Annotated in this window: 22 protein-coding genes and 5 tRNA genes; 13 read left to right on the top strand and 14 right to left on the bottom strand. The window is 58.3% G+C overall.

Annotated elements, in window-relative coordinates; genetic code table 11:
• The first annotated feature begins 204 nt into the window (after nucleotides 1-204).
• Nucleotides 205-1,200, top strand: coding sequence for a catabolite repressor/activator (gene cra / locus IF654_RS04430; RefSeq protein ID WP_047278980.1), 996 nt, complete (start codon nucleotides 205-207; stop codon nucleotides 1,198-1,200).
• Between the two features lie 2 nt (nucleotides 1,201-1,202).
• The gene (locus tag IF654_RS04425) at nucleotides 1,203-1,979 is read left to right on the top strand and encodes a TatD family hydrolase (RefSeq protein WP_094987423.1); all 777 of its coding nucleotides are present in this window, start codon (nucleotides 1,203-1,205) and stop codon (nucleotides 1,977-1,979) included.
• 38 nt (nucleotides 1,980-2,017) lie between these two features.
• On the opposite strand, the gene ampE is transcribed toward IF654_RS04425, so the two are convergent.
• The 3 genes from ampE to IF654_RS04410 form a co-directional block, all read right to left on the bottom strand.
• Nucleotides 2,018-2,854 (bottom strand): regulatory signaling modulator protein AmpE, encoded by an 837-nt coding sequence (gene ampE / locus IF654_RS04420; protein ID WP_047281316.1) that lies wholly within the window; start codon nucleotides 2,852-2,854, stop codon nucleotides 2,018-2,020.
• Nucleotides 2,851-3,414 carry a 1,6-anhydro-N-acetylmuramyl-L-alanine amidase AmpD gene (gene ampD / locus IF654_RS04415; protein ID WP_047273661.1) on the bottom strand — a complete coding sequence of 188 codons (564 nt, stop codon included), beginning with the start codon at nucleotides 3,412-3,414 and terminating at the stop codon, nucleotides 2,851-2,853. Before ampD ends, ampE begins: the two co-directional genes overlap by 4 nt.
• Before the next feature lie 92 nt (nucleotides 3,415-3,506).
• The gene (locus IF654_RS04410; RefSeq protein WP_094987424.1) at nucleotides 3,507-4,985 is read right to left on the bottom strand and encodes a DUF1631 family protein; all 1,479 of its coding nucleotides are present in this window, start codon (nucleotides 4,983-4,985) and stop codon (nucleotides 3,507-3,509) included.
• A gap of 352 nt (nucleotides 4,986-5,337) precedes the next feature.
• On the opposite strand from IF654_RS04410, the gene nadC reads away from it, so the two are divergent.
• A complete protein-coding gene (gene nadC / locus IF654_RS04405; RefSeq protein WP_047274271.1) occupies nucleotides 5,338-6,186 on the top strand; it encodes a carboxylating nicotinate-nucleotide diphosphorylase in 849 nt (282 codons plus the stop codon).
• A 21-nt stretch (nucleotides 6,187-6,207) separates the two neighbouring features.
• On the opposite strand, the gene IF654_RS04400 is transcribed toward nadC, so the two are convergent.
• The 4 genes from IF654_RS04400 to IF654_RS04385 form a co-directional block, all read right to left on the bottom strand.
• Nucleotides 6,208-6,705, bottom strand: a complete 498-nt coding sequence (locus tag IF654_RS04400) for a methylated-DNA--[protein]-cysteine S-methyltransferase (protein ID WP_047278992.1) — start codon at nucleotides 6,703-6,705, stop codon at nucleotides 6,208-6,210.
• A 2-nt stretch (nucleotides 6,706-6,707) separates the two neighbouring features.
• Nucleotides 6,708-8,207, bottom strand: coding sequence for a DNA-3-methyladenine glycosylase 2 family protein (locus tag IF654_RS04395; RefSeq protein ID WP_194862740.1), 1,500 nt, complete (start codon nucleotides 8,205-8,207; stop codon nucleotides 6,708-6,710).
• Nucleotides 8,208-8,353: 146 nt separating this feature from the next.
• A tRNA-Thr gene (locus IF654_RS04390) sits at nucleotides 8,354-8,429 on the bottom strand.
• Nucleotides 8,430-8,475: 46 nt separating this feature from the next.
• A complete protein-coding gene (locus tag IF654_RS04385) occupies nucleotides 8,476-8,883 on the bottom strand; it encodes a pilin (protein WP_047273654.1) in 408 nt (135 codons plus the stop codon).
• 223 nt (nucleotides 8,884-9,106) lie between these two features.
• Here IF654_RS04385 and IF654_RS04380 point away from each other — a divergent pair, with 223 nt between their 5' ends.
• The 4 genes from IF654_RS04380 to yacG are packed head-to-tail and all read left to right on the top strand — an operon-like array spanning nucleotide 9,107 to nucleotide 12,000.
• Nucleotides 9,107-10,312, top strand: coding sequence for a type II secretion system F family protein (locus IF654_RS04380; RefSeq protein WP_194862741.1), 1,206 nt, complete (start codon nucleotides 9,107-9,109; stop codon nucleotides 10,310-10,312).
• Between the two features lie 2 nt (nucleotides 10,313-10,314).
• A complete protein-coding gene (locus IF654_RS04375) occupies nucleotides 10,315-11,175 on the top strand; it encodes a prepilin peptidase (RefSeq protein ID WP_269468886.1) in 861 nt (286 codons plus the stop codon).
• Nucleotide 11,176: 1 nt separating this feature from the next.
• On the top strand, nucleotides 11,177-11,800 hold the full coding sequence (coaE, locus tag IF654_RS04370) for a dephospho-CoA kinase (protein WP_047281317.1): 624 nt from the start codon (nucleotides 11,177-11,179) through the stop codon (nucleotides 11,798-11,800).
• The gene (yacG, locus tag IF654_RS04365; protein ID WP_047279000.1) at nucleotides 11,797-12,000 is read left to right on the top strand and encodes a DNA gyrase inhibitor YacG; all 204 of its coding nucleotides are present in this window, start codon (nucleotides 11,797-11,799) and stop codon (nucleotides 11,998-12,000) included. The genes coaE and yacG overlap by 4 nt, the downstream gene beginning before the upstream one ends.
• A 67-nt stretch (nucleotides 12,001-12,067) precedes the next feature.
• Here yacG and IF654_RS04360 read toward each other — a convergent pair whose 3' ends face one another.
• Nucleotides 12,068-12,757 carry an energy-coupling factor ABC transporter permease gene (locus tag IF654_RS04360; protein WP_047283079.1) on the bottom strand — a complete coding sequence of 230 codons (690 nt, stop codon included), beginning with the start codon at nucleotides 12,755-12,757 and terminating at the stop codon, nucleotides 12,068-12,070.
• A 131-nt stretch (nucleotides 12,758-12,888) separates the two neighbouring features.
• Between IF654_RS04360 and IF654_RS04355 the strand changes: the two genes are divergently transcribed.
• The 4 genes from IF654_RS04355 (at nucleotide 12,889) to IF654_RS04340 (ending at nucleotide 15,639) form a co-directional block, all read left to right on the top strand.
• Nucleotides 12,889-13,518 (top strand): DUF1780 domain-containing protein, encoded by a 630-nt coding sequence (locus IF654_RS04355; protein WP_047273644.1) that lies wholly within the window; start codon nucleotides 12,889-12,891, stop codon nucleotides 13,516-13,518.
• Nucleotides 13,515-14,042 carry an MOSC domain-containing protein gene (locus IF654_RS04350; protein ID WP_094987426.1) on the top strand — a complete coding sequence of 176 codons (528 nt, stop codon included), beginning with the start codon at nucleotides 13,515-13,517 and terminating at the stop codon, nucleotides 14,040-14,042. Before IF654_RS04355 ends, IF654_RS04350 begins: the two co-directional genes overlap by 4 nt.
• A 55-nt stretch (nucleotides 14,043-14,097) precedes the next feature.
• On the top strand, nucleotides 14,098-14,271 hold the full coding sequence (locus IF654_RS04345) for a DUF3094 family protein (RefSeq protein WP_047273641.1): 174 nt from the start codon (nucleotides 14,098-14,100) through the stop codon (nucleotides 14,269-14,271).
• A gap of 66 nt (nucleotides 14,272-14,337) precedes the next feature.
• The gene (locus IF654_RS04340; protein WP_094987427.1) at nucleotides 14,338-15,639 is read left to right on the top strand and encodes an NAD(P)/FAD-dependent oxidoreductase; all 1,302 of its coding nucleotides are present in this window, start codon (nucleotides 14,338-14,340) and stop codon (nucleotides 15,637-15,639) included.
• Nucleotides 15,640-15,720: 81 nt separating this feature from the next.
• Here IF654_RS04340 and IF654_RS04335 read toward each other — a convergent pair whose 3' ends face one another.
• Nucleotides 15,721-17,118, bottom strand: a complete 1,398-nt coding sequence (locus IF654_RS04335) for a glutamate decarboxylase (RefSeq protein WP_047273638.1) — start codon at nucleotides 17,116-17,118, stop codon at nucleotides 15,721-15,723.
• Between the two features lie 168 nt (nucleotides 17,119-17,286).
• On the opposite strand from IF654_RS04335, the gene glsA reads away from it, so the two are divergent.
• Together glsA and IF654_RS04325 are read left to right on the top strand one after the other, a co-directional pair.
• Complete coding sequence (gene glsA, locus IF654_RS04330) at nucleotides 17,287-18,231, top strand: glutaminase A (RefSeq protein ID WP_094987428.1); 945 nt, start codon at nucleotides 17,287-17,289, stop codon at nucleotides 18,229-18,231.
• Nucleotides 18,232-18,254: 23 nt separating this feature from the next.
• Nucleotides 18,255-19,784: an amino acid permease gene (locus IF654_RS04325; protein WP_047273634.1), complete on the top strand. Its 1,530-nt coding sequence runs from the start codon at nucleotides 18,255-18,257 to the stop codon at nucleotides 19,782-19,784.
• A 261-nt stretch (nucleotides 19,785-20,045) separates the two neighbouring features.
• Here the strand turns inward: IF654_RS04325 and IF654_RS04320 are convergent.
• The 5 genes from IF654_RS04320 to clpB all read right to left on the bottom strand — a co-directional run bounded on the left by IF654_RS04320 (nucleotide 20,046) and on the right by clpB (nucleotide 23,352).
• Nucleotides 20,046-20,122, bottom strand: a tRNA-Pro gene (locus IF654_RS04320).
• A 94-nt stretch (nucleotides 20,123-20,216) separates the two neighbouring features.
• Nucleotides 20,217-20,292: transfer RNA gene (locus IF654_RS04315), tRNA-Lys, on the bottom strand.
• Between the two features lie 5 nt (nucleotides 20,293-20,297).
• Nucleotides 20,298-20,374, bottom strand: a tRNA-Pro gene (locus IF654_RS04310).
• 9 nt (nucleotides 20,375-20,383) lie between these two features.
• Nucleotides 20,384-20,459: transfer RNA gene (locus IF654_RS04305), tRNA-Asn, on the bottom strand.
• 328 nt (nucleotides 20,460-20,787) lie between these two features.
• On the bottom strand, nucleotides 20,788-23,352 hold the full coding sequence (gene clpB / locus IF654_RS04300) for an ATP-dependent chaperone ClpB (RefSeq protein WP_047273631.1): 2,565 nt from the start codon (nucleotides 23,350-23,352) through the stop codon (nucleotides 20,788-20,790).
• Between the last annotated feature and the right edge of the window lie 9 nt (nucleotides 23,353-23,361).

Genomic DNA, 23,361 nt, shown 5'->3' with positions numbered 1-23,361 from the left:
GCTGAAACGTTTAATCATGAATGTGCGGCACGTTACTGCATAATCGTCCGCGCTTGAAGCCCAACCTGTCGCATTGACTCGCGTCAGGTAGACGATGCAGTAAAAAAATACAGTAGCGATAAGGCAGACGTTGGTCGGCTGCCTTTATCGGGTAGGATTGGCCAGAATGTCGGCATGTACTACAAAAAATAAGGAATTATCGGCGTGAAGCTCAGCGATATCGCTCAACTGGCAGGTGTTTCCGTGACCACCGCCAGCTATGTCATCAATGGCAAGGCTGAACAGCAACGCATCAGCAGCACGACGGTGGAACGGGTGCGCGCTGTGGTTGAAGAACATGGTTTTACGCCCAACCCGCAAGCGGCGGGTTTGCGTAGCCGCCACAGCCGCACCCTGGGTTTCATCCTTCCCGACCTCGAAAACCCGAGTTACGCGCGCATTGCCAAGCAATTGGAACAAGGCGCCCGGGCCCGTGGCTATCAACTGCTGATCGCCAGTTCAGACGACGCGCCCGAGAGTGAGCGCCAATTGCTCAAACTGTTCCGTGCGCGCCGCTGCGATGCCCTGTTTGTGGCCAGTTGCTTGCCTGAAGAAGACGACAGCTACCGTCAATTGCAAGATCTGGGGATGCCGATCATCGCGATTGACCGCACGTTGCCAGCAGACCGCTTTTGCTCAGTCATCAGCGATGACCGCGAAGCCAGCATGGCCTTGACCCGCAGCCTTTTGCAGCCGATGCCGCGTCAAATTGCGTTGATCGGCGCACGCCCAGAGCTGAGCGTCAGCCAGGCCCGCGCGGCAGGGTTCAAACAAGCCCTGGAAGGTTTTGACGGTGAAGTGCTGATCGAGCACGGGACTGCGTTCAGCCGCGAATGCGGTCGACGCATCATTGATGAGTTACTGGCACGTCTGGGGCATTTCCCTGACGCGTTGGTCACGACGTCGTACGTGTTGCTGCAAGGCATGTTTGACGCCTTGCTCGATCACCCGGAACACAAAGCACCTACGCGCCTGGCGACCTTTGGTGACACGCAGTTGCTGGACTTCCTGCCGTTGCCGGTCAACGCCATGGGCCAACAGCACCCCTTGATCGCCCAAACAGCGCTCAACCTCGCCCTGGCTGCCATTGAAGAACACCACTACGCGCCCGGCATTCACGCCATTGCCCGTACCTTCAAGCAGCGTATTCATCAGGCCTGAGCATGCAACTGATCGACACCCACACCCACCTCGATTTCCCGGTGTTCGATGCCGACCGCGCGCCGCTGCTGGCACGCAGTCGGGCGTTGGGTGTCGAGCGCATGGTGGTGCTGGGCGTTTATCAGAGCAACTGGCAACGGGTGTGGGATTTGGTCCAAACCGACAGTCAGTTGTATGCCGCGTTTGGGTTGCACCCGGTGTATCTGGACACGCATCGCCCCGAGCATGTCATCGAACTCGGGCAATGGCTCAGTCGGCTGGCCGGGCAACGTCAAGTGTGCGCCGTGGGCGAAATCGGCCTCGATTACTTTCTGCCGGCGCTCGACCGCGAACGCCAGCAATCACTGTTTGAAGCCCAGTTGCAGCTGGCGGCTGACTTGCAGCTTCCGGCGCTGCTGCACGTGCGCCGGAGCCATGCGCAAGTCATTGCCACCCTCAAACGCTTCAAGCTGCAACGTGGCGGGATTATTCATGCCTTCGCGGGCAGCCGCGAGGAAGCTCGCGAATACATCAAGCTGGGGTTCAAGCTGGGCTTGGGCGGCGCCGCGACCTGGCCGCAGGCCCTGCGTTTGCGCAGGGTGCTGGCTGACTTGCCGCTGGACACGGTCGTGCTGGAAACCGACTCGCCCGACATGGCGCCGGTCATGTTCGCCAACCAGCGCAACAGCCCGGAGCACCTGCCCGCTATTTGCGAAGCCCTGGCTGAAGTGATGAACCTAAGCCCCGAGCGGCTGGCCGAGGCCAGTACGGCCAATGCCTGTGCTGTGTTTGGCTGGTAAACGCACACCCGTAGCCGTGTGTGTCGGGGCGGAGTCATTCAGAGCAACAGCGTCCACACGGCAAAACCGGCGTACCAGAGCAACGCAGAGCGCAGCAATAACTCCCACAACGCATCCAGGCTGGATACCCCTTCCGGCCCGGTCTGCGGGGGCGGGATTTCAGCCGCAGCGCACCCGGCCTTGTCGATCAGTTGGGCGGCGCTGATGTCCCAGCTCAGCAACTCATGCAGCATGACGCGGCTGACGGCGGCAAAGTTACCCACCAGTGCAAAGCTCGCCGCCAGCAGGCGCACCGGCAGCCAGTCAAAGGCATGGCGCAGTTGCTGGGCACGTTCAACCAGCTCCGGATTTTTGCCATGCTCGACCGCCAGCGCCAGCAAGCGATAGCTCAACGCAGCCACCGGGCCCAGCAGGAAGTACCAGAAGATCACGGCAAAAAAACTTTGATAGGCCTGCCACAGCAGGTGCCCCTGCACGTTCTCCAGCAATTGCTCGCCAGTGTCGGCGCACACGTCAATGTCGCGTTGGGCCACATGGGCGGCCGCTTGCAAATCACCCCGACGCCACGCGTCGCGAAATGGCCCCAGCCCTGCCAACACATCCCCGCGGCCCAGGCTGAACACCAGCACCAGCACATGCACCGGCAAGGCCAGCAAGCCATACGCCACGGGGTCCAGCACCACCAGCAGCAGGCCCAGCAGCATCACCGGCAACAGGACAAGAATGGCCAATACCCACCACGGCCTGTTTGCCAGACGGGTCGACGCCTCCAGCTTGTGCAGCTCTCGCACCCAGCCGCTGTCGCGCTGAAGACGTTGACGCAAGGCCGAAAATTTTTCGATCAGGATCGCCAGCAGTAACACCACAAAACTCATTGTTTCTCTCCTGTGTGCGGCAGCTCACGGCGAAAACGCGCCCAATCAAAGCAAGGGCCCGGATCCGTCTTGCGCCCCGGCGCCACGTCACTGTGGCCACATATTCGCTGGGGGGTAATTTGCGGATAGTGCTGTTGCAGTTGTCGGGTCAGGGCAATCAATGCCTGATATTGCGCGTCGGTGAACGGTTGGTCGTCCGTGCCTTCCAGTTCGATACCCAGCGAAAAGTCATTGCACGCCTCACGCCCTTCAAAGCTGGAAATACCCGCATGCCAGGCGCGGTCCAGGCACGACACAAACTGCGTGATCTGGCCGTCGCGTTCAATCAGAAAATGCGCGCTGACGCGTAGCGCCTTGATGCCTTCAAAGTACGGATGTTCGGTGACGTCCAGTCGGTTCTGGAAAAAAGCCTGGACCTTGCCCGTCGCAAACTGCCCGGGCGGCAAGCTGATGTTATGGATCACCAACAGGGAGATTTCGCCGTCAGGGCGCTCATTGAAGTTGGGCGACGGGCACCGGTGCACGCCTTCGCACCAACCGCTCGCGGGGTCCAGCTGCATAACCGCTCCTTGTTCGTTGAAAAACCAAAGGCGCAGTATGCCGCGATGCGCGCTTCAATTGGCAGCTATCTGTGGCGCCGATGTCGCAGGGTTTATTGCGCCTGGCGCTGGTGCAAGCTGCCAATGACCGATTCCAGCGCACGATCGAAGAGTAAACGGTCATCCAGCAGCAAGACCTTGCCGCTGCGCAACTGGGCAATCAAGTCGGTGCGGCTTTGTTCCAGTACTTTCAGGCCGGTGCGGTTGACGAAAATATGTTTGCCACCCGGCTCCAGAATGGCAATCAGCTTGCAGCGTAGTCGGAATTCTTCGTTTTCCTGCAATTCGATCCACGTCCCCAGCCGTAACTGGCTGACCAGCAGCAGGCCCAGATGGTCTTGCTCATCGAGGGCCTGTGAGGCAGCGAGCGCTTTTTCAGGCGCTTTCAGACGCGCATGCTCAGCCTCGCGCGTGCGCTGTTCCGACAGCTCGATTCGGCCACGTTCAGCCTGGGTGAAGACCAAGAACTCATGCAACAACGAATCCAGCAGCGCGGGGTTATCGCCCGAATAAGACGCGAGCTGTTGCACGACGCGCTCAATCTGGCGAAACAGGGGGTCGCTGCGCTCATCGGTGCGCACGTCCCAGCCGATGGCCGCGGCAGCGATCACATTCAATAAGCGCCGGGCCGCATGGGTGTCGCAGCTGAAAAAATTTTGATCCCGTTGCGCAATCTTGCGCAAGGGTTCCTGCAACAAAGCAATCTGGCTTTTCAGCGCCGGCGAGAGATTTCGATCCTGAGCAATGTACTCAAACAGAAGCCCAACCAGATTCTGCGCTTCTTGCACGTGGGCTGGCGGCGGCGCGGCCTGGGCCTTGGCCCCGCAACAGGCGTCGTTGTCAGCCAGTGAAGGCAGTACGCCCGTGGCAATCAGCAGCTGATTGGCGTCGGCATACAGCTGGCCGGTGTGGCTGAGCAGGTAGGTTTCGAACAGTTGCAGCATGATCAGCTTGACCTTGAGGTCCATGCCCTGCTCACGTTCGGCCTGCAAAAAGTACTCACACAACATGGCCGGCCCCAACGGATTGTTGTGCTCATCCAGCGGCAGGTTACAGAGGGTTGCAAGGCGCTGGGTCAGTTGGCAAAGCGCCATTTGGTCACGCGTCATGACCTGCGCCACCATCGCGTTAACGACTTGCGTGCGCTCCAGATCATTGGATAACAGAGAGAACGTGCCCTCGGCGGGCGCGGCGCCATGCAGGGTGCGCTCACTGACATCAGGCTGGGTCAGGCGGGTAAACGCGTCAAAAAAACGGTCCAGGAATCCGCGTTCGATGTGTTTGCGCTTGAGCCTGACATCGCGCATGGCCTCAAAAAACAGGCTTTGCTCGGCGTCGCTGCGGGCGTTGTCAGCCATGGCAAACAGGGTTTCGTCGGCGTTGTCGAACAGCACTTGCAGGCCGCTCTTGAGTTGCTGCGCGGCCTTGTCATGGACCTGCAACAAAATGACAGGCAGGCGTGCGAGCGGCGAATGCGTCGCCAGCTCCGCTATCGCCTTGTGGGCAGCTCCCACTTTCCCGTCATTGTGCATCCAAGCCTCCTGGAACGATGTGTCGCTTGCGGTGGGCGTGCACGGGACAAAGCCGCTTTTGACGCTCGCAAACAGAAACCGGCCAGCCCAAGATGCGCTCGCCGGAAGATCTGAAATTAGGACTTGATGGCATGTCAAAGCTATGACGCCAATTACAAGGCGCGGATTATCTTGCAAAAGACGCGCCTTGTGCTACCCGACTGGCTGAATCATTTGCCAATCGGTGAAAAAAACGTTTCTGAACCTTAAAAAACAGCACAGTTGCCGCCGTTTACCCACCGTGCAGCGCGCCACCTTGGGTTCGTTCGCGGCATGGCCCTATAATCGACGCACTTTGTTTGTGGAGTTCGTTATGCCGAATTTACATCTGGCCGATCTCACCGCCGAGATCGAAGCCAACGTACGCCGTGCGCTTGCCGAAGACATTGGGAGCGGCGACATCACTGCGCGGTTGATTCCGGCAGAACGCCTGGCCAAAGCCACGATCATCACCCGCGATGCCGCCGTGATCAGTGGCACCGCATGGGTGGACGCGGTGTTCCGCCAATTGGACCCTCGCGTTGCCGTGCATTGGCAGGTTGTCGATGGCGAACGCGTCAGCCCCAATCAAGTGCTGTTTCACCTCGAAGGCCCGGCCCGCTCCCTGCTCAGCGGCGAGCGCAGTGCGTTGAACTTCCTGCAAATGCTATCGGGCGTCGCGACCCACGCCCGCCAGTTGGCTGACCATGTGGCCGACACCCAGGTCAAATTGCTCGACACCCGCAAAACCCTGCCGGGTTTGCGTCTGGCGCAAAAGTACGCCGTGACCTGCGGTGGCTGTCATAACCATCGCATTGGCCTGTACGACGCGTTTCTGATCAAGGAAAACCACATCGCCGCCTGCGGCGGCATCGCTCAGGCCATCGACGCGGCGCATAAAATCGCGCCCGGCAAACCGGTGGAGATCGAGGTCGAGAGCCTGGATGAACTCAGAGAAGCGCTGGCCGCAGGGGCTGACATCATCATGCTCGACGAGTTGAGCCTGGACGACATGCGCGAAGCCGTGCGCCTGAACGCGGGCAAAGCCAAGCTGGAAGCCAGCGGCGGCATCAATGAAAGCACGTTGCTGCCCATTGCCCAAACGGGCGTGGACTACATTTCGATTGGCGCCATGACCAAGGATGTCAAAGCGGTCGACCTGTCGATGCGGTTGAGTTTGTAAGGCGCCAGCGGCTGCGGCGCATTACGTCAGATCGAAGGGCTGATGCGCCCGCTCATGCTCCAGCAGCCACTGCTTGGCCGCGAGCCCGCCGGCAAAGCCCGTCAGTTTGCCGTTGCTGCCGATCACCCGGTGGCACGGGATGATGATCGGAATCGGGTTGCGACCATTGGCTGCGCCCACCGCACGCGACGCGGTGGGCCGCTGGATCTGCTGCGATAACTGGCCGTAACTGGTGGTCACCGCGAAAGGAATAGTGGTCAGTGCTTGCCAGACCTGCTGTTGAAACGGCGTACCTTGTGGCTTGAGCGGCAAATCAAAGGTCAGGCGCTCGCCTGCAAAATACGCGTCCAGCTGTCGGCGCACGTGCGCCAGTTTGTGCGGCGCATGCAGCCAGCCTTCCTCCGGTGCATGCGCCCGGCGTTCACATTCGAAGCGCACTTCTCTCAAGCCCTCATCGTCAGCCACTAAAAACAGCGGGCCAATGGGCGACGGCATTTGCGCGTAGTAGATCTGCGTCATGGTTAAACCCTCCGTGCCGCAGCCGCATCGGTGGCTGCGCGCCATAAGTACATCACTGAATAGGCCCGCCATGGCCGCCAGCTTTCGGCCAGTTCGAGCAGGGTTTTGGTGCTCAACGGGGGGCCGTCAGGGTTGGCCTCGCGGCGCAAAACCAGATCGGCCGCCGGGAACGCGTCGGGGTGTTTGAGCACGCGCATGGCAATATAATGCGCGGTCCACTCACCTATGCCCGGCAGTTGCACCCAGCGACGGATGAAGGTTTCGAGCGGCTGTTCAACCGCAAAATCGACCTGTCCATTGATCAGGGCGCGGGCAATGCCCCGGATCGTATTGATGCGCGCCTGAGTGATACCGAGTTGATCCAGATGGGCGTCGGCCAATTGCTGCGCCGCAGGAAACAGGCGATTGAGCCCTGGGATACCGGGCATTTCAACCGGTGTTCCAACCCGTTGCACGATGCGGCTGGCCAACGTGCGCGCGGCAGCCACGCTCACTTGCTGGCCCAACACCGCCCGTACGGCCACCTCAAAGCCATCCCAGCCGCCCGGCAAACGCAAGCCCGGGTAGCGTTCGACCAGCGGGGCGAGTGACGGGCTGGTACTGAGGGTTTGCGCAATGGCCTGAGGGTCGGCATCCAGATCGAACATGCGGCGAATGCGGGTAACCACATTAAGGAGTTGGGCCGGCGCGACGTTGTACAACTCCAGGCGCAAGGCATGCTGCCCCGCCGGCGCGGCGCTGACTCGCAGCCAGCCGGGCGATTGCGGCGGGCCGAACACCCGCTGATAACTCTGGGCGTCAACAGACTCGATACCCGGCAATGCACGATTGAACAGGAAACCCAGCACGGCCTTGAAGTCGTAGGGCGGGCGATAGCCAAGGCGCAGCACCATGGCCGCATCGGCCCGAATGGCTGGGCTGCGCCTGAACGCCCGAGGCTCGGCATGGTTGGCTTCGGCAAACGCCGAATTGAAACGCCGTACACTGCCGAACCCCGAGGCCAGGGCGACGTCAGTGATCGACAATGCGGTTTCGGTCAGCAGTTGCTTGGCAAACAACAACCGTTGGGTGGCATGCACCGCGATGGGCGGCGCGCCCAGGTATTTCACGAACAAGCGGCGTAACTGCCGAGCCCCTACATTCAAACGTTCGGCCAACGCATCCAGCGGGTGATCGGCTAAAAAACCTTCGTTGATCAGCTTCAGGGCACGCGTCACCAAGTGCTCGTTGTGCGACCACAACAGATTGCCCGGCGCCAGCTCGGGGCGGCAGCGCAAACAGGGACGAAACCCCTGGGCCTGAGCCGCCGCCGCACTGGCGTAATACACCACGTTCTCAGCCTTGGGCGCACGGGCCGGGCAGACGGGACGGCAGTAAATACGCGTGGTAAGCACGGCCGTGAAAAACACCCCGTCAAACCGCGCATCGCGGCTCAAGCGGGCGATTTCGCAGGCGGCGGTAGACGGTTTCAGCGCGGTGTGGGGCGAGTCGTGTGTGTTCATGGCCCGCACAATAGCACCGGACTTTTGGTGAATCTCGCCATTTTCGGACGTTAATGTTGACCGCCGATCAGGTCACCCTGGCGCCTTGAACCGGCCAAACGCGCCCCATAAAAAACGCCCTGCTGAAGACAGGGCGTTTTATTGACTGGTGCCGGAGACAGGAATCGAACCTGCGACCTTCGCGTTACGAGTGCGCTGCTCTACCGACTGAGCTACACCGGCGGTGGCAGCAAAACTATCACTGCCAATGAAATCGGGCAATTCGTGGCTATTTGCAGGCACCGCTGGTCAGGCACGTGCCGCTTTGGGTCCAGACCAGCGCATTACCAGCGCCACTCAAGGCCGGGACCATGACGCTGGTCCAGCCGCCAGCCGCTTGAGTACCGGTCATGGTGATCACACCATCAATCACGGTCATGCCGGCAGCGAGGTTGTCGGTGGCATCTGCGGGGCCGGGTATGCCGTGGGTGCCCGCATCGCATTGGGCCAGATCATTGGTTTCGCTAAAGCACAGTGCAACCGCCGTTTTGTAGCTGTTGCCGAGCGTGTTCACCTCAGCAAACCGCGCTTTCATGGTGTGGTCGTTGTAAGCAGGCAATGCAAAAGACGCGATCAGACCGATGATCGCTACCACGATCATCAGCTCAATCAAGGTAATGCCCTGTTGTTGTTTCATGTACGGCCTCCGAAAAATAAGTCGCCGCCAGGCGACCCGATACAAGGTCAACGCTGAGCCGCTAAAAAAGTGCGCACAGGCTACCAAGGTTCGTTGTCAGAAGCTTCTGAACAACAGCGTTTGACACCTTTGGAATTGCACTGGCACAGGTGACGACTGTGGCGCTGTCTAGTCTTTGACACGCACGGCGCAACTGAACGCGCCACTGTTCAAGGACGACAGCATGGCCGACACGTATTTGTATCGCTGGGAAGGCAAGGATGCCCACGGCGTCACTCACACCGGGGAACTCAGCGCCAGCGGGCACGCCCAGCTTCGCGCCCAATTGCGGCGCAAAGGGATCACGGTGCGCAGCATTCGGCGTCAACGCACCTCACGCCGTCGCGCTGGCAGGTCTGTCAACGCGTCAGACATCACCCTGTTCAGTCGCCAACTGGCGACGCTGATCCAGTCGGGCGTGCCTCTTTTGCAAGCGCTGGAGGTAATTGGCAAAGGGTTCGAGCAGTGCGCCATGCGCCAACTGATGATCGAACTGACGCGGGACATCGCCGCCGGAACCAGCCTCACCGCCGCCCTGCGTAAAAAACCGGAGCATTTCGACACGCTGTTCTGCAATCTGGTGGAAGCCGGGGAACAAGCAGGCGCGCTGGAGGTGATGCTGCAACGTATCGCGACCTACAAGGAAAAATCCGACGCGCTGAAGAAGAAGATCAAAAAAGCCATGACGTATCCCATCGCCGTGTTGCTGGTGGCATTAGTGGTCAGCGGCATCCTGTTGATAAAAGTCGTGCCGCAATTTCAGGGGGTGTTTGCTTCGTTCAATGCGCAACTCCCCGTCTTTACCTTGTGGGTGATTGGCATGTCAGAGGCATTGCAACGCCACGGCCTTTGGCTTTTACTGGGCACCGCTGGCGCTGCCGTGATCGTCCGTCATCGTTACAAGGCCTCAGCCACCCTGCGCCATCGACTGGACGCCCTGTTGCTGAAAATCCCTGTCACCGGGCAGTTATTACACCTGTCTGCGATTGCCCGATTTGCCCGCACCCTTTCCACCACCCTGGCCGCCGGCGTGCCTTTGCTCGACGCGCTGGACTCAGTCGCAGGCGCGACGGGCAATAGTGTGCTGAAAGAGGCCGTGCTGCGGCTCAAGCAACACGTTGCCACGGGTACGCAGATTCATGTGGCCATGAGCAGCAGTGGCGCATTCCCGGACATGGCGATTCAGATGACAGCCATTGGCGAAGAGTCCGGCACACTGGACAGCATGCTCAATCACGTAGCCACCTATTATGAGAGCGAGGTCGACACCCTCGTCGATAACCTGACAACGCTGATGGAGCCCGCAATCATGGTGGTACTGGGGATTGTGGTGGGCGGTCTGGTCATTGCCATGTATTTACCGATTTTCAAACTGGGCCAAGTGATTTGAGCATGATCGATTTTTTAAGCGTCCACCCCGCTGCGTTTATCGCGGGTGCCTTGTTGCTGGGCCTGTTGGTCGGCAGTTTCCTGAATGTACTGGTCTGGCGATTGCCGAAAATGCTTGAGCAGGACTGGCAGTCTCAGGCCCGGGAAGTGCTTGGGCTTGCCCCTGCGGACGATAAAACGACCTACAACCTGTGCCTGCCGGCGTCTCACTGCCCTGAGTGCCAGCACCGCTTACGCCCCTGGGAGAACATCCCGCTGCTCAGTTATGCGCTCTTGCGCGGCAAGTGCTCGCAGTGCAAAACCCTCATCAGCCCCCTCTACCCCCTGACCGAGCTGGCGTGCGGCCTCGTGTCTGGCTTTATTGCCTGGCATTTTGGCTTGACCCTTCAGGCTGGCTGGATGCTGTTGCTGACTTGGGGCCTGATCGCCATTTGCCTGATCGACGCCCGGCATCAAATCGTGCCCGATGTACTGGTACTGCCGTTGCTATGGCTCGGACTGCTGCTCAACAGCTTCGAACTTTTCACCACGCTGTCCCAGGCCGTTTGGGGGGCAGCGCTGGGTTACCTGAGCTTGTGGTCGATTTTTTGGTTGTTCAAATTGATGACCGGTAAAGACGGCATGGGCCATGGGGATTTCAAGTTGCTGGCCCTGTTTGGCGCGTGGGGGGGCGTATCGGTCTTGCCGTTAACGATCCTGTTGTCATCGCTGGTCGGGGCGCTGGTGGGCGTCAGTTTGTTGCTGTTGCGCCGCGCTCATCGCGCGACGGCCATCCCCTTTGCCCCCTATCTGGCCATTGCCGGGTGGATTGCATTGCTCTGGGGTGGTCAAATGACCGCTTTCTATTGGCAACTTGCGACGTGAAATGAATACCGCATCTTCCAAACCCTGGATTCTGGGCCTGACCGGCGGGATCGGCAGCGGCAAAAGCGCAGCGGCCGAGCACTTTGCCGCGCTGGGCGTTCATGTTGTGGATGCCGACCACGCGGCACGCTGGGTGGTCGAACCGGGTCGTGCGGCGCTGAAAAAAATCGCTGAGCACTTCGGTGCCGATGTTTTGCAGGCCGACGGGCAACTGGATCGCGGCGCCCTGCGCACACTGATTTTTGCCGACCCGCAGCAACGCCTTTGGCTGGAGGCTTTGCTACACCCGTTGATCCGCGATGAGATTGCTCAGAACCTGGCTCAGGCGACATCGCCCTATGCGATCCTGGTATCGCCGTTGTTGGTCGAATCCGGGCAACACGCGACGACCCAGCGGGTGCTGGTCATTGATGCTCCCCAAGCCCTGCAAATTCAACGAACCCTGTTGCGCGACAACACCAGCGAAGATCAAGTCCGGGCCATTCTCAAGGCACAGGCCAGTCGTGAAGAACGACTGCGCCATGCCGATGATGTGCTGGTCAACGACAACGATTTGAAGGCGCTACAGACGGAAGTCGAGCGCTTGCATCACTACTATTTAACTTTGCGTGGAGGCCAATCATGACCAAACCAATGACCGTAGACTGCCCGACGTGCGGCACTGCCGTGGAGTGGACCCCTGCCAGTGCATTCCGGCCTTTCTGCTCGGACCGTTGCAAACTCATCGACCTGGGCGCATGGGCCAGTGAAGAACACAAAATCCCGGTCAGCCCGGATGCAGAAGAGGACATGTTTTCAGAAGAGTTGACGCCGCGTATTCATTGATTCGCGCTGCCGCTGCCCAAGGCTGCGAGCCATTCAACCGTCCCGCTCGCAGCCTCTTGGAAGCAGGTTATTTGTTGGGCCCGTCATCCTTCCACGGCGCCGCGAGGTAGCGCGTGCGATTGAAGGTTTCAAGCCATTCTGGGCAAAACACCACCAGCGCTGTGACCAGCATCCCGTTGATAAACGCCTCGGGAAAGATGATCAACCAGAGATAACCGATAAAGTCCTCCAACCATTCCGGCATGACAAACAGGCCATCCAGCCACAGCACGCCCAAGCCCGCCAACAAACACAGCAAGGCCGCCAGCGCCGCTGCAAAAAAACCTGAGCAAAAAATGTACACAAAAGGGTTGCGTGGTTGCGCGCGCTCGACCAGGTGCGCGCAGGCCTCCGTGACGGCGATAGGCAACAGAATCAACAGCACACCATTGATGCCCATTGCAGCCAGATCCTGCCGCCCCAACAGGACCAGTCCTATTTGCGCCATCAACGCGCCGACGATGGCCAGCGGCCAGTCCAGCAGCAAAGTGACGACTGTCAGGCCGATAAAGTGATAGGAGACGCCGGTGTCAAAGTCGCGACGCACCAGCCACAGCAAGAACAGCGCGAACACCGTGCCAAACAGCAAATGCTGACGCCGCGTGTCGGCAAACAGTTCGACCCACGGCGCCCGCAGGATGGCCCACAGCACTACAGGCACGTACAGCAACCAGCCGATCACCATCGTTGGCGCAGATAACACCTGGCTGGTAATCATGCACGCACCTCCCACTCAACCGTGTTCACGTACACCGCTCTACCCTCCCTGTCAGATGACCCTGTATGTCATGCGGCTCAGTCTACACCCGCACTTCCAGTCACACCTGTTTCGAGGCTAAGCTGCGTCCCATGGACGACTCTGATTATTTACGCCTGTTAACCATTCAGGCCGAGCAAGCCAATGCCTTTTTGTCTAATGCCCGCAAATGGGAGCGTGAGCGTTGGGTCTGCCAGCGCCTGCTGCAAGGCTTGAACATTAGCTACCACACGCAAGATTTCACACAGCCCGATCAGGAACCGCCTGACGTACTGTTTCGTGATGCACGCTTTGAAGTGTTTTTTGTGCTCGACGAAGGGCGACGTCTCAGTGATGAATGGCGTGACGAGCTGCAACGTCGCCGCAATGCCTACTCACTGAGTCAGCTTGTGCGCCGCGAGGCTCGGCCCAAACGTATTCCGGCCAGCAAGTTGCTGCAACGGCTGGGGCCGACGCTGCACAAAAAAGCCACCAATTACCGTGAACGCGACCTTGATCTCGGGCAGTTGGACATCATTGCGTTTTCCAGCCTCAAGCGCGAAGTGCTCGATCTCAACAGCCACTTCCCGCCACCGACCGAGTACCTGCGCATGGGCTGGCGCTCACTGTCACTGGTTGGACCGACGTTCGCCCGGGTGCTGTTTGCACAACCCGACGCCCCTGACTTTTTGCGCGGCAATTTGGGGCGCAGCATTATTTTCGATGTCGGGATCAGCCTGTGAGCCCTTTGCAAGCACTGATGGCTGAAGTGCCGCAAACCGGTCGCGTACGCTGGATTGGGGTCCGCCCGCAATCAAGCGCCGACCTGGTGATACTGGACGCTGTGGAGGCGCGTCGCGAAGCCGGACTGACGGGCGATCATGCCCGGCCCGGTGCGCGCAATGCACGACAAGTCACGTTGATTCAGTGGGAACACTTGGCGGTGATCAACGCCTTGCTGGGGCGTCCCACCGAAAACCCGGTATTACCTCAGGATTTGCGGCGCAACATCGTGGTCAGCGGGATCAATTTGTTCAGCCTCAAAGGCCGACGCTTTCGCATCGGGTGCGCAATATTCGAGACCACCGGCTGGTGCCAACCGTGCGCCCGACTGGAGCTACGACTCGGCGCGGGCACATTCCAGGCGGTACGTGGTCACGGAGGCATTACGGCAAGGGTTATAGAAAGCGGGATCATTCGTCTAGACGACGAACTGCGGGTCGAGCCTTTGGGTCCCAACGGCTATGCTTCCTTTCATCCCGGTTAATCCTTTGCTGTAGCTTTTACACATTCCGCAACGTCTATCTGACGAGGCAAACTCTATGTCCAGTCGCCTGAAACCAGATGACCAACAGCGTGTCGAAGAGTACCTGCAACTGCCACAACACCAAGTTGAGCGCCGGCCCTTCAGGCCGTGGATGCTCCTTGGCGTGGTGCTGATTGTGGTGATCGGTCTGGGCTTTTTGAGCCGCCTCCTGAGTTACCTGGCGCTATGAGCTGCAGTGCGCTCGCCCACGGGACTCAGCCACAGAATTTTTTTTCAAGCCTTGTGAGTGATACCTATGTCCCATCGTATTGTGATTGTCGGCGGCGGCGCCGGCGGCCTGGAGTTGGCGACCCGCCTGGGCAAAACCCTGGGTAAGCGCGGCAAAGCCAGCGTGACGCTGGTCGATGCCAACCTGACCCATATCTGGAAACCGCTGCTGCATGAAGTGGCCGCCGGTTCGTTGAACTCCTCCGAAGACGAACTCAACTACGTCGCCCAAGCCAAATGGAATCACTTTGAGTTCCAGTTGGGCCGCATGAGTGGTCTTGATCGCGAGCTGAAAAAGATCTCATTGTCTGCAACCCTCGACGAAAAAGGCGAAGAGCTGGTACCTGCCCGTGAACTGGACTACGACACGCTGGTGATCGCAGTGGGCAGTACCACCAACGATTTCGGCACCCAAGGCGCGGCCGAGCATTGCCTGTTTTTGGACACGCGCAAACAAGCCGAAAAATTCCACCAGCAATTGTTGAACCACTACTTGCGCGCGCATGCGGGGCAAACCGATGCGATTGAAAAAATCAGCGTGGCCATCGTGGGTGCGGGCGCAACGGGTGTCGAGCTGGCAGCCGAACTGCACAACGCGGCCCATGAACTGGCGGCTTATGGCCTGGATCGTATCAAGCCGGAAAACATGCACATTACTGTGATCGAAGCAGGGCCCCGTGTACTGCCGGCGCTGCCCGAGCGCATCGGTGGGCCGGTGCATAAGACGCTAGAGAAACTGGGCGTTACCGTCCTGACCAATTCGGCCGTGAGCGAGGTGACGGCTGACAGCCTGATCACTAAAGAAGGCCAGGTGATTCCCGCGAGCTTGAAGGTATGGGCCGCCGGTATTCGTGCGCCCGGTTTCTTGCAAGATATTGCCGGGCTGGAAACCAACCGCATTAACCAGTTGGTCGTGCGCCCTACCCTGCAAACCACCCGCGATGACAATATTTTTGCGTTCGGCGATTGCGCGGCTTGCCCGCAACCGGGCACTGACCGGATGGTGCCGCCTCGCGCACAAGCCGCTCACCAGCAAGCGTCACTGTTGGCCAAATCGTTGAAGATGCGCCTTGAAGGCAAATCAGACCTGCCCGATTACCACTACCGCGATTACGGCTCGCTGATCTCACTGTCGAGTTTTTCAGCTGTGGGTAACTTGATGGGCAGCCTGATGGGCACGGTCATGCTCGAAGGCTGGCTGGCGCGGATGTTTTACATCTCGCTGTACCGCATGCACCAAATGGCGCTTTACGGCACATTCCGCACATTGATGCTGATGCTGGGCAGCCGCATCGGACGCGGCACGGAGCCACGCCTGAAACTGCATTGACCCCACCCGTCGCCGCGGCGGCCATGCGTCAAAGCTGCGAGGCATGAAAGCTCGCAGCTTTGATAGCAACGCACCCGGTCATCAGCGTCCTGCGTGATTACCCGCCTCGGCTTCACGGCCTTTGAACCCGTGGGGCTGATGCTCATCAAAAAACTTGATGTCCCGCTCAAAGTCCGCCAACAACAGTTTGGCCATGTCGATCGACAGCCCCTGACGTACCAGAATCCGTTGCACTACGACGTTTTCAACATTGGCCGGCAGGCTATAGGCCGGGACTAGCCAGCCCCTTACCCGCAATCGATCTGCCAGATCGTAAAGCGAGAAGTTGGTTTTCACGCCGGGCTTTAAACGCCAGGTCAGCGCCGGGATGCCCAGTTGTGGATCGCCGTTGTACAGCATTTCAAATGGCCCGATCTTCACCAGTTCACGGGCCAGAAATTGCGCCGTTTCGTAACACGCCGAATGAATGCGCTCATACCCCTCTCGACCCAGCCGCAAAAAGTTGTAGTACTGCGCGATGATCTGCCCGGCCGGGCGTGAAAAATTGAGGGCAAACGTCGGCATATCGCCCCCCAAATAGTTGACGTGGAATATCAGACCTTCCGGCAGATCCTGCACGTCTCGCCACACTACCCAGCCCGCCCCCAAAGGCGCCAGGCCGAATTTATGCCCGGAAGTGCTGATGGATTTGACTCGCGACAAACGGAAATCCCACTCAATATCCGGGGCACAAAATGGAGCCAGCATAGCGCCGCTGGCGCCGTCGACATGAATCGCCACATTCAGGCCATTGCGTTTTTCCAGATCATCCAGTGCATCGGAGAGCGGCTTCACGGTTTCATACAGGCCGGTAAACGTCTGACCAAACGTCGGCACCACCACGATGGTGTTTTCATCAATGCGCTCAAGCATGTCCTCGGGGGTCATGAACCATTGCCCGTCTGACATGGGCACTTCACGGATTTCAATGTCCCAATAACGCGCAAATTTGTGCCAACAGACTTGTACCGGGCCGCACACCATGTTCGGGGTGGTGGTCTGTTTGCCCGCTGCTTTGCGGGCCGCTCGCCAACGCCACAATGCAGCCAGACCGCCCAGCATGCAGGCTTCACTGGAGCCGACTGTGGAGGTGCCGATGGTGGTCGCTGCGCTGGGTGAATGCCAAAGATCCGCCAGCATATGAATGCAGCGATTTTCGAGTTCAGCCGATTGTGGGTATTCGTCCTTGTCGATCATGTTCTTGTCGATGGACAGGTCCATGAGCTTGTGAACTTCATCCTCCTCCCAGGTCTGGCAGAAAGTCGCAAGGTTCTGGCGGGCGTTGCCGTCCAGATACAGCTCATCATGGACCAGCTGGTAAACCTCGCGCGCAGACTGCTCGGCTTCGGGGAACAGTTTGGTTGCCGCGGCATGCGCCAATGCCGACGAACCAAAAACGGGATCCGTGTCGCTATGACGTTTGGTGCGGTGCAGCGCCATGGGAACTCTCCTTGAGTGATGGACCGTGGCTGGCCGACCTCCTCTTCACTGGCTCAGCGTAGGGCTAAGAGCATAGACAAGCATTTTGACTTTGCCCTGCCTGCGGGCATGCCCGGATATTCCGTCCTATAGTTGCCGGCGACCCAACGTACGCACGGAGCGAGCGCAATGAAAACACAACCCGTAACGGTTGACGGTTCAGTGACCCACGCACTGCATGAAGCCCATCAACGTTTTGCCAATAACCATCACGGAAAAAACGCCAGTTACATCCCGTATCTGGCCTCGGTCCCGGCCAACCTGTTCGGCATCAGCATCATGTTTTGTGATGGCACTCATGCCGAGGTTGGCGACACCGATTACGCCTTTGCCATTGAGTCGATTTCAAAGGTGTTCACGCTCGCCCATGTGCTGGATGACATCGGCCCGCAGTCTTTGCGCAGCAAGATTGGCTGCGACCCGACTGGCGAACCGTTCAACTCGGTGGTAGCCCTTGAGCTGCATAAAGGAAGGCCGCTGAACCCTTTCGTCAACGCCGGAGCCATGGCCACTGTCAGCTTGCTCAAGGCCGAAAATGCGACCCGGCGCTGGGCGCAGATTGAGTCTACGTACCAGGCTTTTGCCGGACGCGATCTGACCGTCAACGAAGAGGTGTACGCCTCTGAAGCCTCGACCAATCAGCACAATCGCGGCATTGCCTGGCTGCTTCAAAGCTACGGTTATCTGTATGCCGACCCAATGGAGGTGTGCGATGTGTATACCCGCCAATGCTCGGTTGCGATCACCTGCCAAGACTTGGTCACGATGGGGGCAACACTGGCCAATGGCGGGGTTAACCCGGTTACCAACACGCGCGTTGTCACGGCCAAAACCATTGCTCCCATCCTCGCGGAAATGACCCTGAACGGCCTGTATGACACCACGGGCGACTGGTATTACAAGGTCGGATTGCCGGGCAAAAGCGGAGTGGGCGGCGGGATTCTGGCAGTGGTGCCGGGAGTCTGTGCGATCGCCGCTTTTGCTCCACCGCTGGATGTTGCGGGCAACAGCGTGCGTGGCCAACTGGCTGCCGAACACCTTAGCCGCACGCTCAATTTGAGCTTGCTGCACTGACGCAAAATGTGAAGGGAGGCGATATGGCTACCACCAGTAAAGCTAAAACTTACATGTCATGGCTGACCATCTGTTTCATGATGGTTGCCGCTGTTGCCAGTATTCGTTCATTGCCCAGCATGGCTGTTTACGGCCTGGGTTCGATTTTTCTCTATGTCATCCCGGCGTTACTGTTTTTTATCCCGGTGTCATTGGTTGCGTCTGAACTGGGCACCGGCTGGAACGGCGGGATTTATGGCTGGGTCCGACAAGCCTATGGTGACCGACCCGGGTTTTTCATCATGTGGTTCATGTGGATTCAGGTGGTGGTGTGGTACCCGATAGTGCTCGGGTTCGGAGCCAGCACGATGGCGTACCTGATTAACCCGGAACTGGCCAAGAGCGGGGTGTTCACGGCTGCGGTGATTATTGTGCTGTATTGGCTGTCGACGTTCGTTGCCCTCAACGGCCTGACAACTCTGTCGAAGCTGACGTCGTGGTTCATGCTTTTGGGAACGGCGCTGCCAGCCGCGCTGCTGGTACTGTTGGGCGTGGCCTGGCTGGTACTGGGACACAAATCCGCTGCGCCCTTAACCTGGGACGCGTTGATTCCAGCGATTTTCGACACGCACTCCACCGTAAAAACAGGTTCACACAACCTGCATCCGGATTTGTGGCGTGAGTTCACAGGCGCCATCACGGGTCTGGTGTTGATTGTCAGCAACTTCCTGGCGTTTGCCGGTATCGAAATGAACGCCATTCACGCTCGGGAACTGCGCAATCCGCAAAAGGAAATGCCCCGCGCAATTCTGCTGGCCTTCTTTATGATTCTGTTGGTGTTTATCCCCCCGACGGTCGCGATTTCACTGGTGGTACCGGCGGACTCCACGAGCCTGACGGCGGGCGTTATTCAGGCTTACGCGGCTTTCTTCGAAGGCTTCAACATGCCCTGGGCCACACCAATCATGGCCATTTTGCTGATCATCGGTGCATTGGGCGGGGTACTGGCGTGGACGGCCGGACCTTCCACCGGTCTGTTGTTTGTGGGCAAGGCGGGAATGCTTCCACCGGTGATGCAAAAAGTGAACAGCAAAGGCGTGCAGAAGAACATTTTGTATTTACAAGCGCTCATCGTGACGCTGCTCTCGACGATTTACATCTTCATCGACAACGTATCCGATGCGTTCTGGATGATCAGCGCCATGGCTGCACTGATGTACCTGATCATTTACGTGTTCATGTTTATGTCCGCCATGAAGCTGCGTAAAACCCAGCCAGACGTTAAACGCGGTTACGTGCTCAAAGGGCTGCATGGCTGGTGCTACCTGGGGTTGTTTTCAACCTGTGTGGCCTTGATTTTCGGGTTTATTCCACCGAACAACTTCAGCAGCATGCCGTTCTTTGAATATGCAGGAATCTTATTGCTGGGCTTGATCGTGGCAGGTACACCCCCGTTTATCTTCTACGCCCTGCGTAAGCCATCATGGCAGATGGTGCCCAAGTCTGAGGCCGATCAATATTCGGCAGCGTTGCAGGACTTGCAGGATGCAGACGAAAAGGGAGTTAACCGCTAGCACAGAACGCTCCCGCGGCCGTTGCCTATGGGAGCGTCGCCTGCAAACCCTGCCCCCCAGGGTCTGCAGGCGTGCATTGGCGACTGCAGCGCTCTGGAACGTAGCTTCGGGGGCTACGGTTCGCCATGACCAGGAGCCAGTACCCAGCACAATGATTTTTTGAAGCAAAAAAAAAGCGTCCCTAAGGACGCTTTTTTCATGGCGCTGATGCGATTGGCATCAGCGCCTTATTTTCTACACCCATTACTGCCGGGCAGAAAATGGTCGGGGTAGGGGGATTCGAACTCCCGACATCCTGCTCCCAAAGCAGGCGCGCTACCGGACTGCGCTATACCCCGGTAAAAAAAAGGCACCTTCAAAGAGGCGCCTTCTGCGATCAGCGCTTTTGGCCTCTGATCTTAAGATCTAACCCCAGCGAACTGGAGCCAAAAATGGTGGGTCGTGTGGGATTCGAACCTACGACCAATTGGTTAAAAGCCAACTGCTCTACCAACTGAGCTAACGACCCAAAAATGGTCGGGGTAAGGGGATTCGAACTCCTGACATCCTGCTCCCAAAGCAGGCGCGCTACCGGACTGCGCTATACCCCGGCTTGAAAATGGCTCCACGACCTGGACTCGAACCAGGGACCCAATGATTAACAGTCATTTGCTCTACCAACTGAGCTATCGCGGAACTACATATTTCAATCTACAACGGTGCTGCTTTACTACTTTGTAACTCTTTGCAATTCTCGTTGACTTCATCGCATCGCTGCGTTGTCGTCTCTGAGGCGGGCCATTCTACAACCTTTCAAACCCTTGTCAACCATTTTTTTTCGTTAGAAGACAATGATTTAGCGCTTCTAACTGACACCTTGGTTTGGGCCAAGTTGCCGTTGCTGGTGACTGACTGCGGGGCGCACTTTACTCGCGTTTCCCTTACAGATCAACACCCTATGTAAAAAAATTCAAAAAAAGGGCCTCGCACTGCGAGGCCCCCTTTAAAGCACCACTTGCCCGCCTTACGCGAAGACGATTTCGTCGTCTTTCACACTGGCCACTACCGTGGTTCCCGGCAGGAACTGACCCGAGAGAATCAGTTGTGCCAGCGGGTTTTCGATCCAGCGCTGGATTGCACGTTTCAGAGGACGTGCGCCATACACAGGGTCGTAACCGACCGCGATCAGCTTATCCAGAGCCTCCTGGCTCAGCTCCAGGCTCAGGTCGCGTTCAGCCAGACGGCTGCGCAGGCGACCCAACTGGATCTCGGCGATGCCGGCGATCTGATCACGGGCCAGAGGCTCGAAGATCACCACTTCGTCGATCCGGTTCACAAACTCCGGACGGAAGTGAGTACTCACCGCATCCATCACCGCAGCACGCTGTGCCTCGCGGTCCCCTACCAACTCCTGGATCTGTGCCGACCCCAGGTTGGAGGTCATCACGATCACGGTATTGCGGAAGTCGACCGTGCGACCGTGGCTGTCAGTCAACCGACCGTCTTCAAGCACTTGCAGCAGTACGTTGAACACGTCCGGGTGGGCCTTCTCGACCTCATCCAGCAGGATGACCGAATATGGCTTACGCCGTACGGCTTCGGTCAGATAGCCACCTTCCTCGTAACCCACATAGCCTGGTGGAGCACCGATCAGTCGAGCCACGGAATGTTTCTCCATGAACTCGGACATGTCGATCCGCACCATCGCCTCTTCGGTATCAAAGAGGAATTCGGCCAGCGCCTTGCACAACTCGGTTTTACCGACACCGGTTGGGCCAAGGAACATGAACGAGCCGCTCGGACGGTTCGGGTCACTCAGGCCAGCGCGGGAACGGCGCACGGCGTTGGACACGGCCACAACCGCTTCGTCCTGACCAATCACGCGCTCGTGCAGCAAGCTTTCCATCTTCATCAGCTTGTCACGCTCGCCTTCAAGCATCTTGGACACAGGAATCCCAGTCCATTTCGACACCACTTCAGCGATCTCTTCTTCAGTCACTTTGCTGCGCAGCAACTGGTTCTCGGTCTTGCTGTGCTCGTCGACCATTTGCAGGCTGCGTTCCAGATCCGGGATGATCCCGTACTGCAATTCGGCCATGCGATTCAGGTTGCCGCTGCGGCGTGCCACTTCCAGTTCCTGGCGAGCTTGCTCGATCTTTTGCTGGATCTGGGCAGAGCCTTGCACTTCGGCTTTTTCCGAGGTCCAGATTTCTTCCAGGTCGGAATATTCACGCTCGTGGCGCTCAATTTCTTCCTGCAATTTCTCAAGACGTTTTTTCGCCGCCTCGTCTTCTTCTTTCTTGAGCGCTTGCGCTTCAACTTTCAGTTGAATCAGACGGCGCTCCAGACGGTCCAGCACTTCAGGCTTGGAATCGATCTCCATGCGAATACGGCTGGCGGCTTCGTCGATCAGGTCAATCGCCTTGTCTGGCAACTGCCGATCCGTGATGTACCGATGACTCAGCTTGGCCGCCGCAATGATGGCACCGTCGGTAATCGCGACTTTGTGGTGCACTTCATAGCGCTCTTTCAAACCACGCAGGATCGCGATGGTGTCTTCTTCGCTCGGCTCGTCGACCAGTACTTTCTGGAAGCGACGCTCAAGCGCAGCATCCTTTTCAATGTACTGGCGGTACTCGTTAAGCGTGGTTGCACCGACACAGTGCAACTCGCCACGCGCCAGCGCAGGCTTGAGCATGTTGCCCGCGTCCATGGCGCCCTCGCCTTTACCGGCACCGACCATGACGTGCAGCTCGTCAATGAACAGGATGATTTGACCTTCCTGCTTGGACAGTTCGTTGAGCAGCGCTTTGAGACGCTCTTCGAATTCACCCCGGAATTTGGCGCCCGCGATCAACGCACCGATGTCCAGCGACAGCAGGCGTTTGCCTTTAAGGCCGTCAGGCACTTCGCCGTTGATGATCCGCTGAGCCAGGCCTTCGGCAATCGCGGTTTTACCCACACCGGGTTCACCGATCAGGACCGGGTTGTTTTTGGTCCGGCGCTGCAACACTTGAATGGTGCGTCGGATTTCATCGTCACGGCCGATTACCGGGTCAAGCTTGCCTTCTTCAGCACGCTTGGTCAGGTCAATGGTGTATTTGTCCAGCGCCTGACGGGACTCTTCAGCATTGGGGTCATTGACCGCTTCACCGCCGCGCAGGTTGTTGATGGCGTTTTCAAGGGCTTTTTTGCTCACGCCCTGGCCCAGCAACAACTTGCCCAACTTGCTGTTTTCGTCCATTGCCGCCAGCAATACCACTTCGCTGGTGATGTACTGGTCGCCTTTTTGTTGCGCCAGACGGTCCGCCTGATTCAACAGACGCGCCAAGTCCTGCGACATATTCACGTCGCCGGTGGGGTTCTGTATTTTGGGTAGCTGGTCGAGCTCTTTGGTCAGCTCTTTACGCAGGCTGTTTACATCGAAACCGACTTGCATCAGCAGAGGCTTGATCGAACCGCCCTGCTGCTCCAGTAATGCCTGCATCAAGTGCGCTGGTTCAATTGCCGGATGATCAAGGCCGACGGCCAATGACTGAGCATCGGACAACGCCAATTGCAACTTGCTGGTTAATCTATCTATACGCATTCGTCACCT

Source organism: Pseudomonas lundensis (genome assembly GCF_015377145.2).
In the GTDB taxonomy this organism is placed as follows: Bacteria; Pseudomonadota; Gammaproteobacteria; order Pseudomonadales; family Pseudomonadaceae; genus Aquipseudomonas; species Aquipseudomonas lundensis.
Note: the sequence above shows the minus strand (reverse complement) of the source record. Positions and strands in the feature narration are given on the sequence as shown.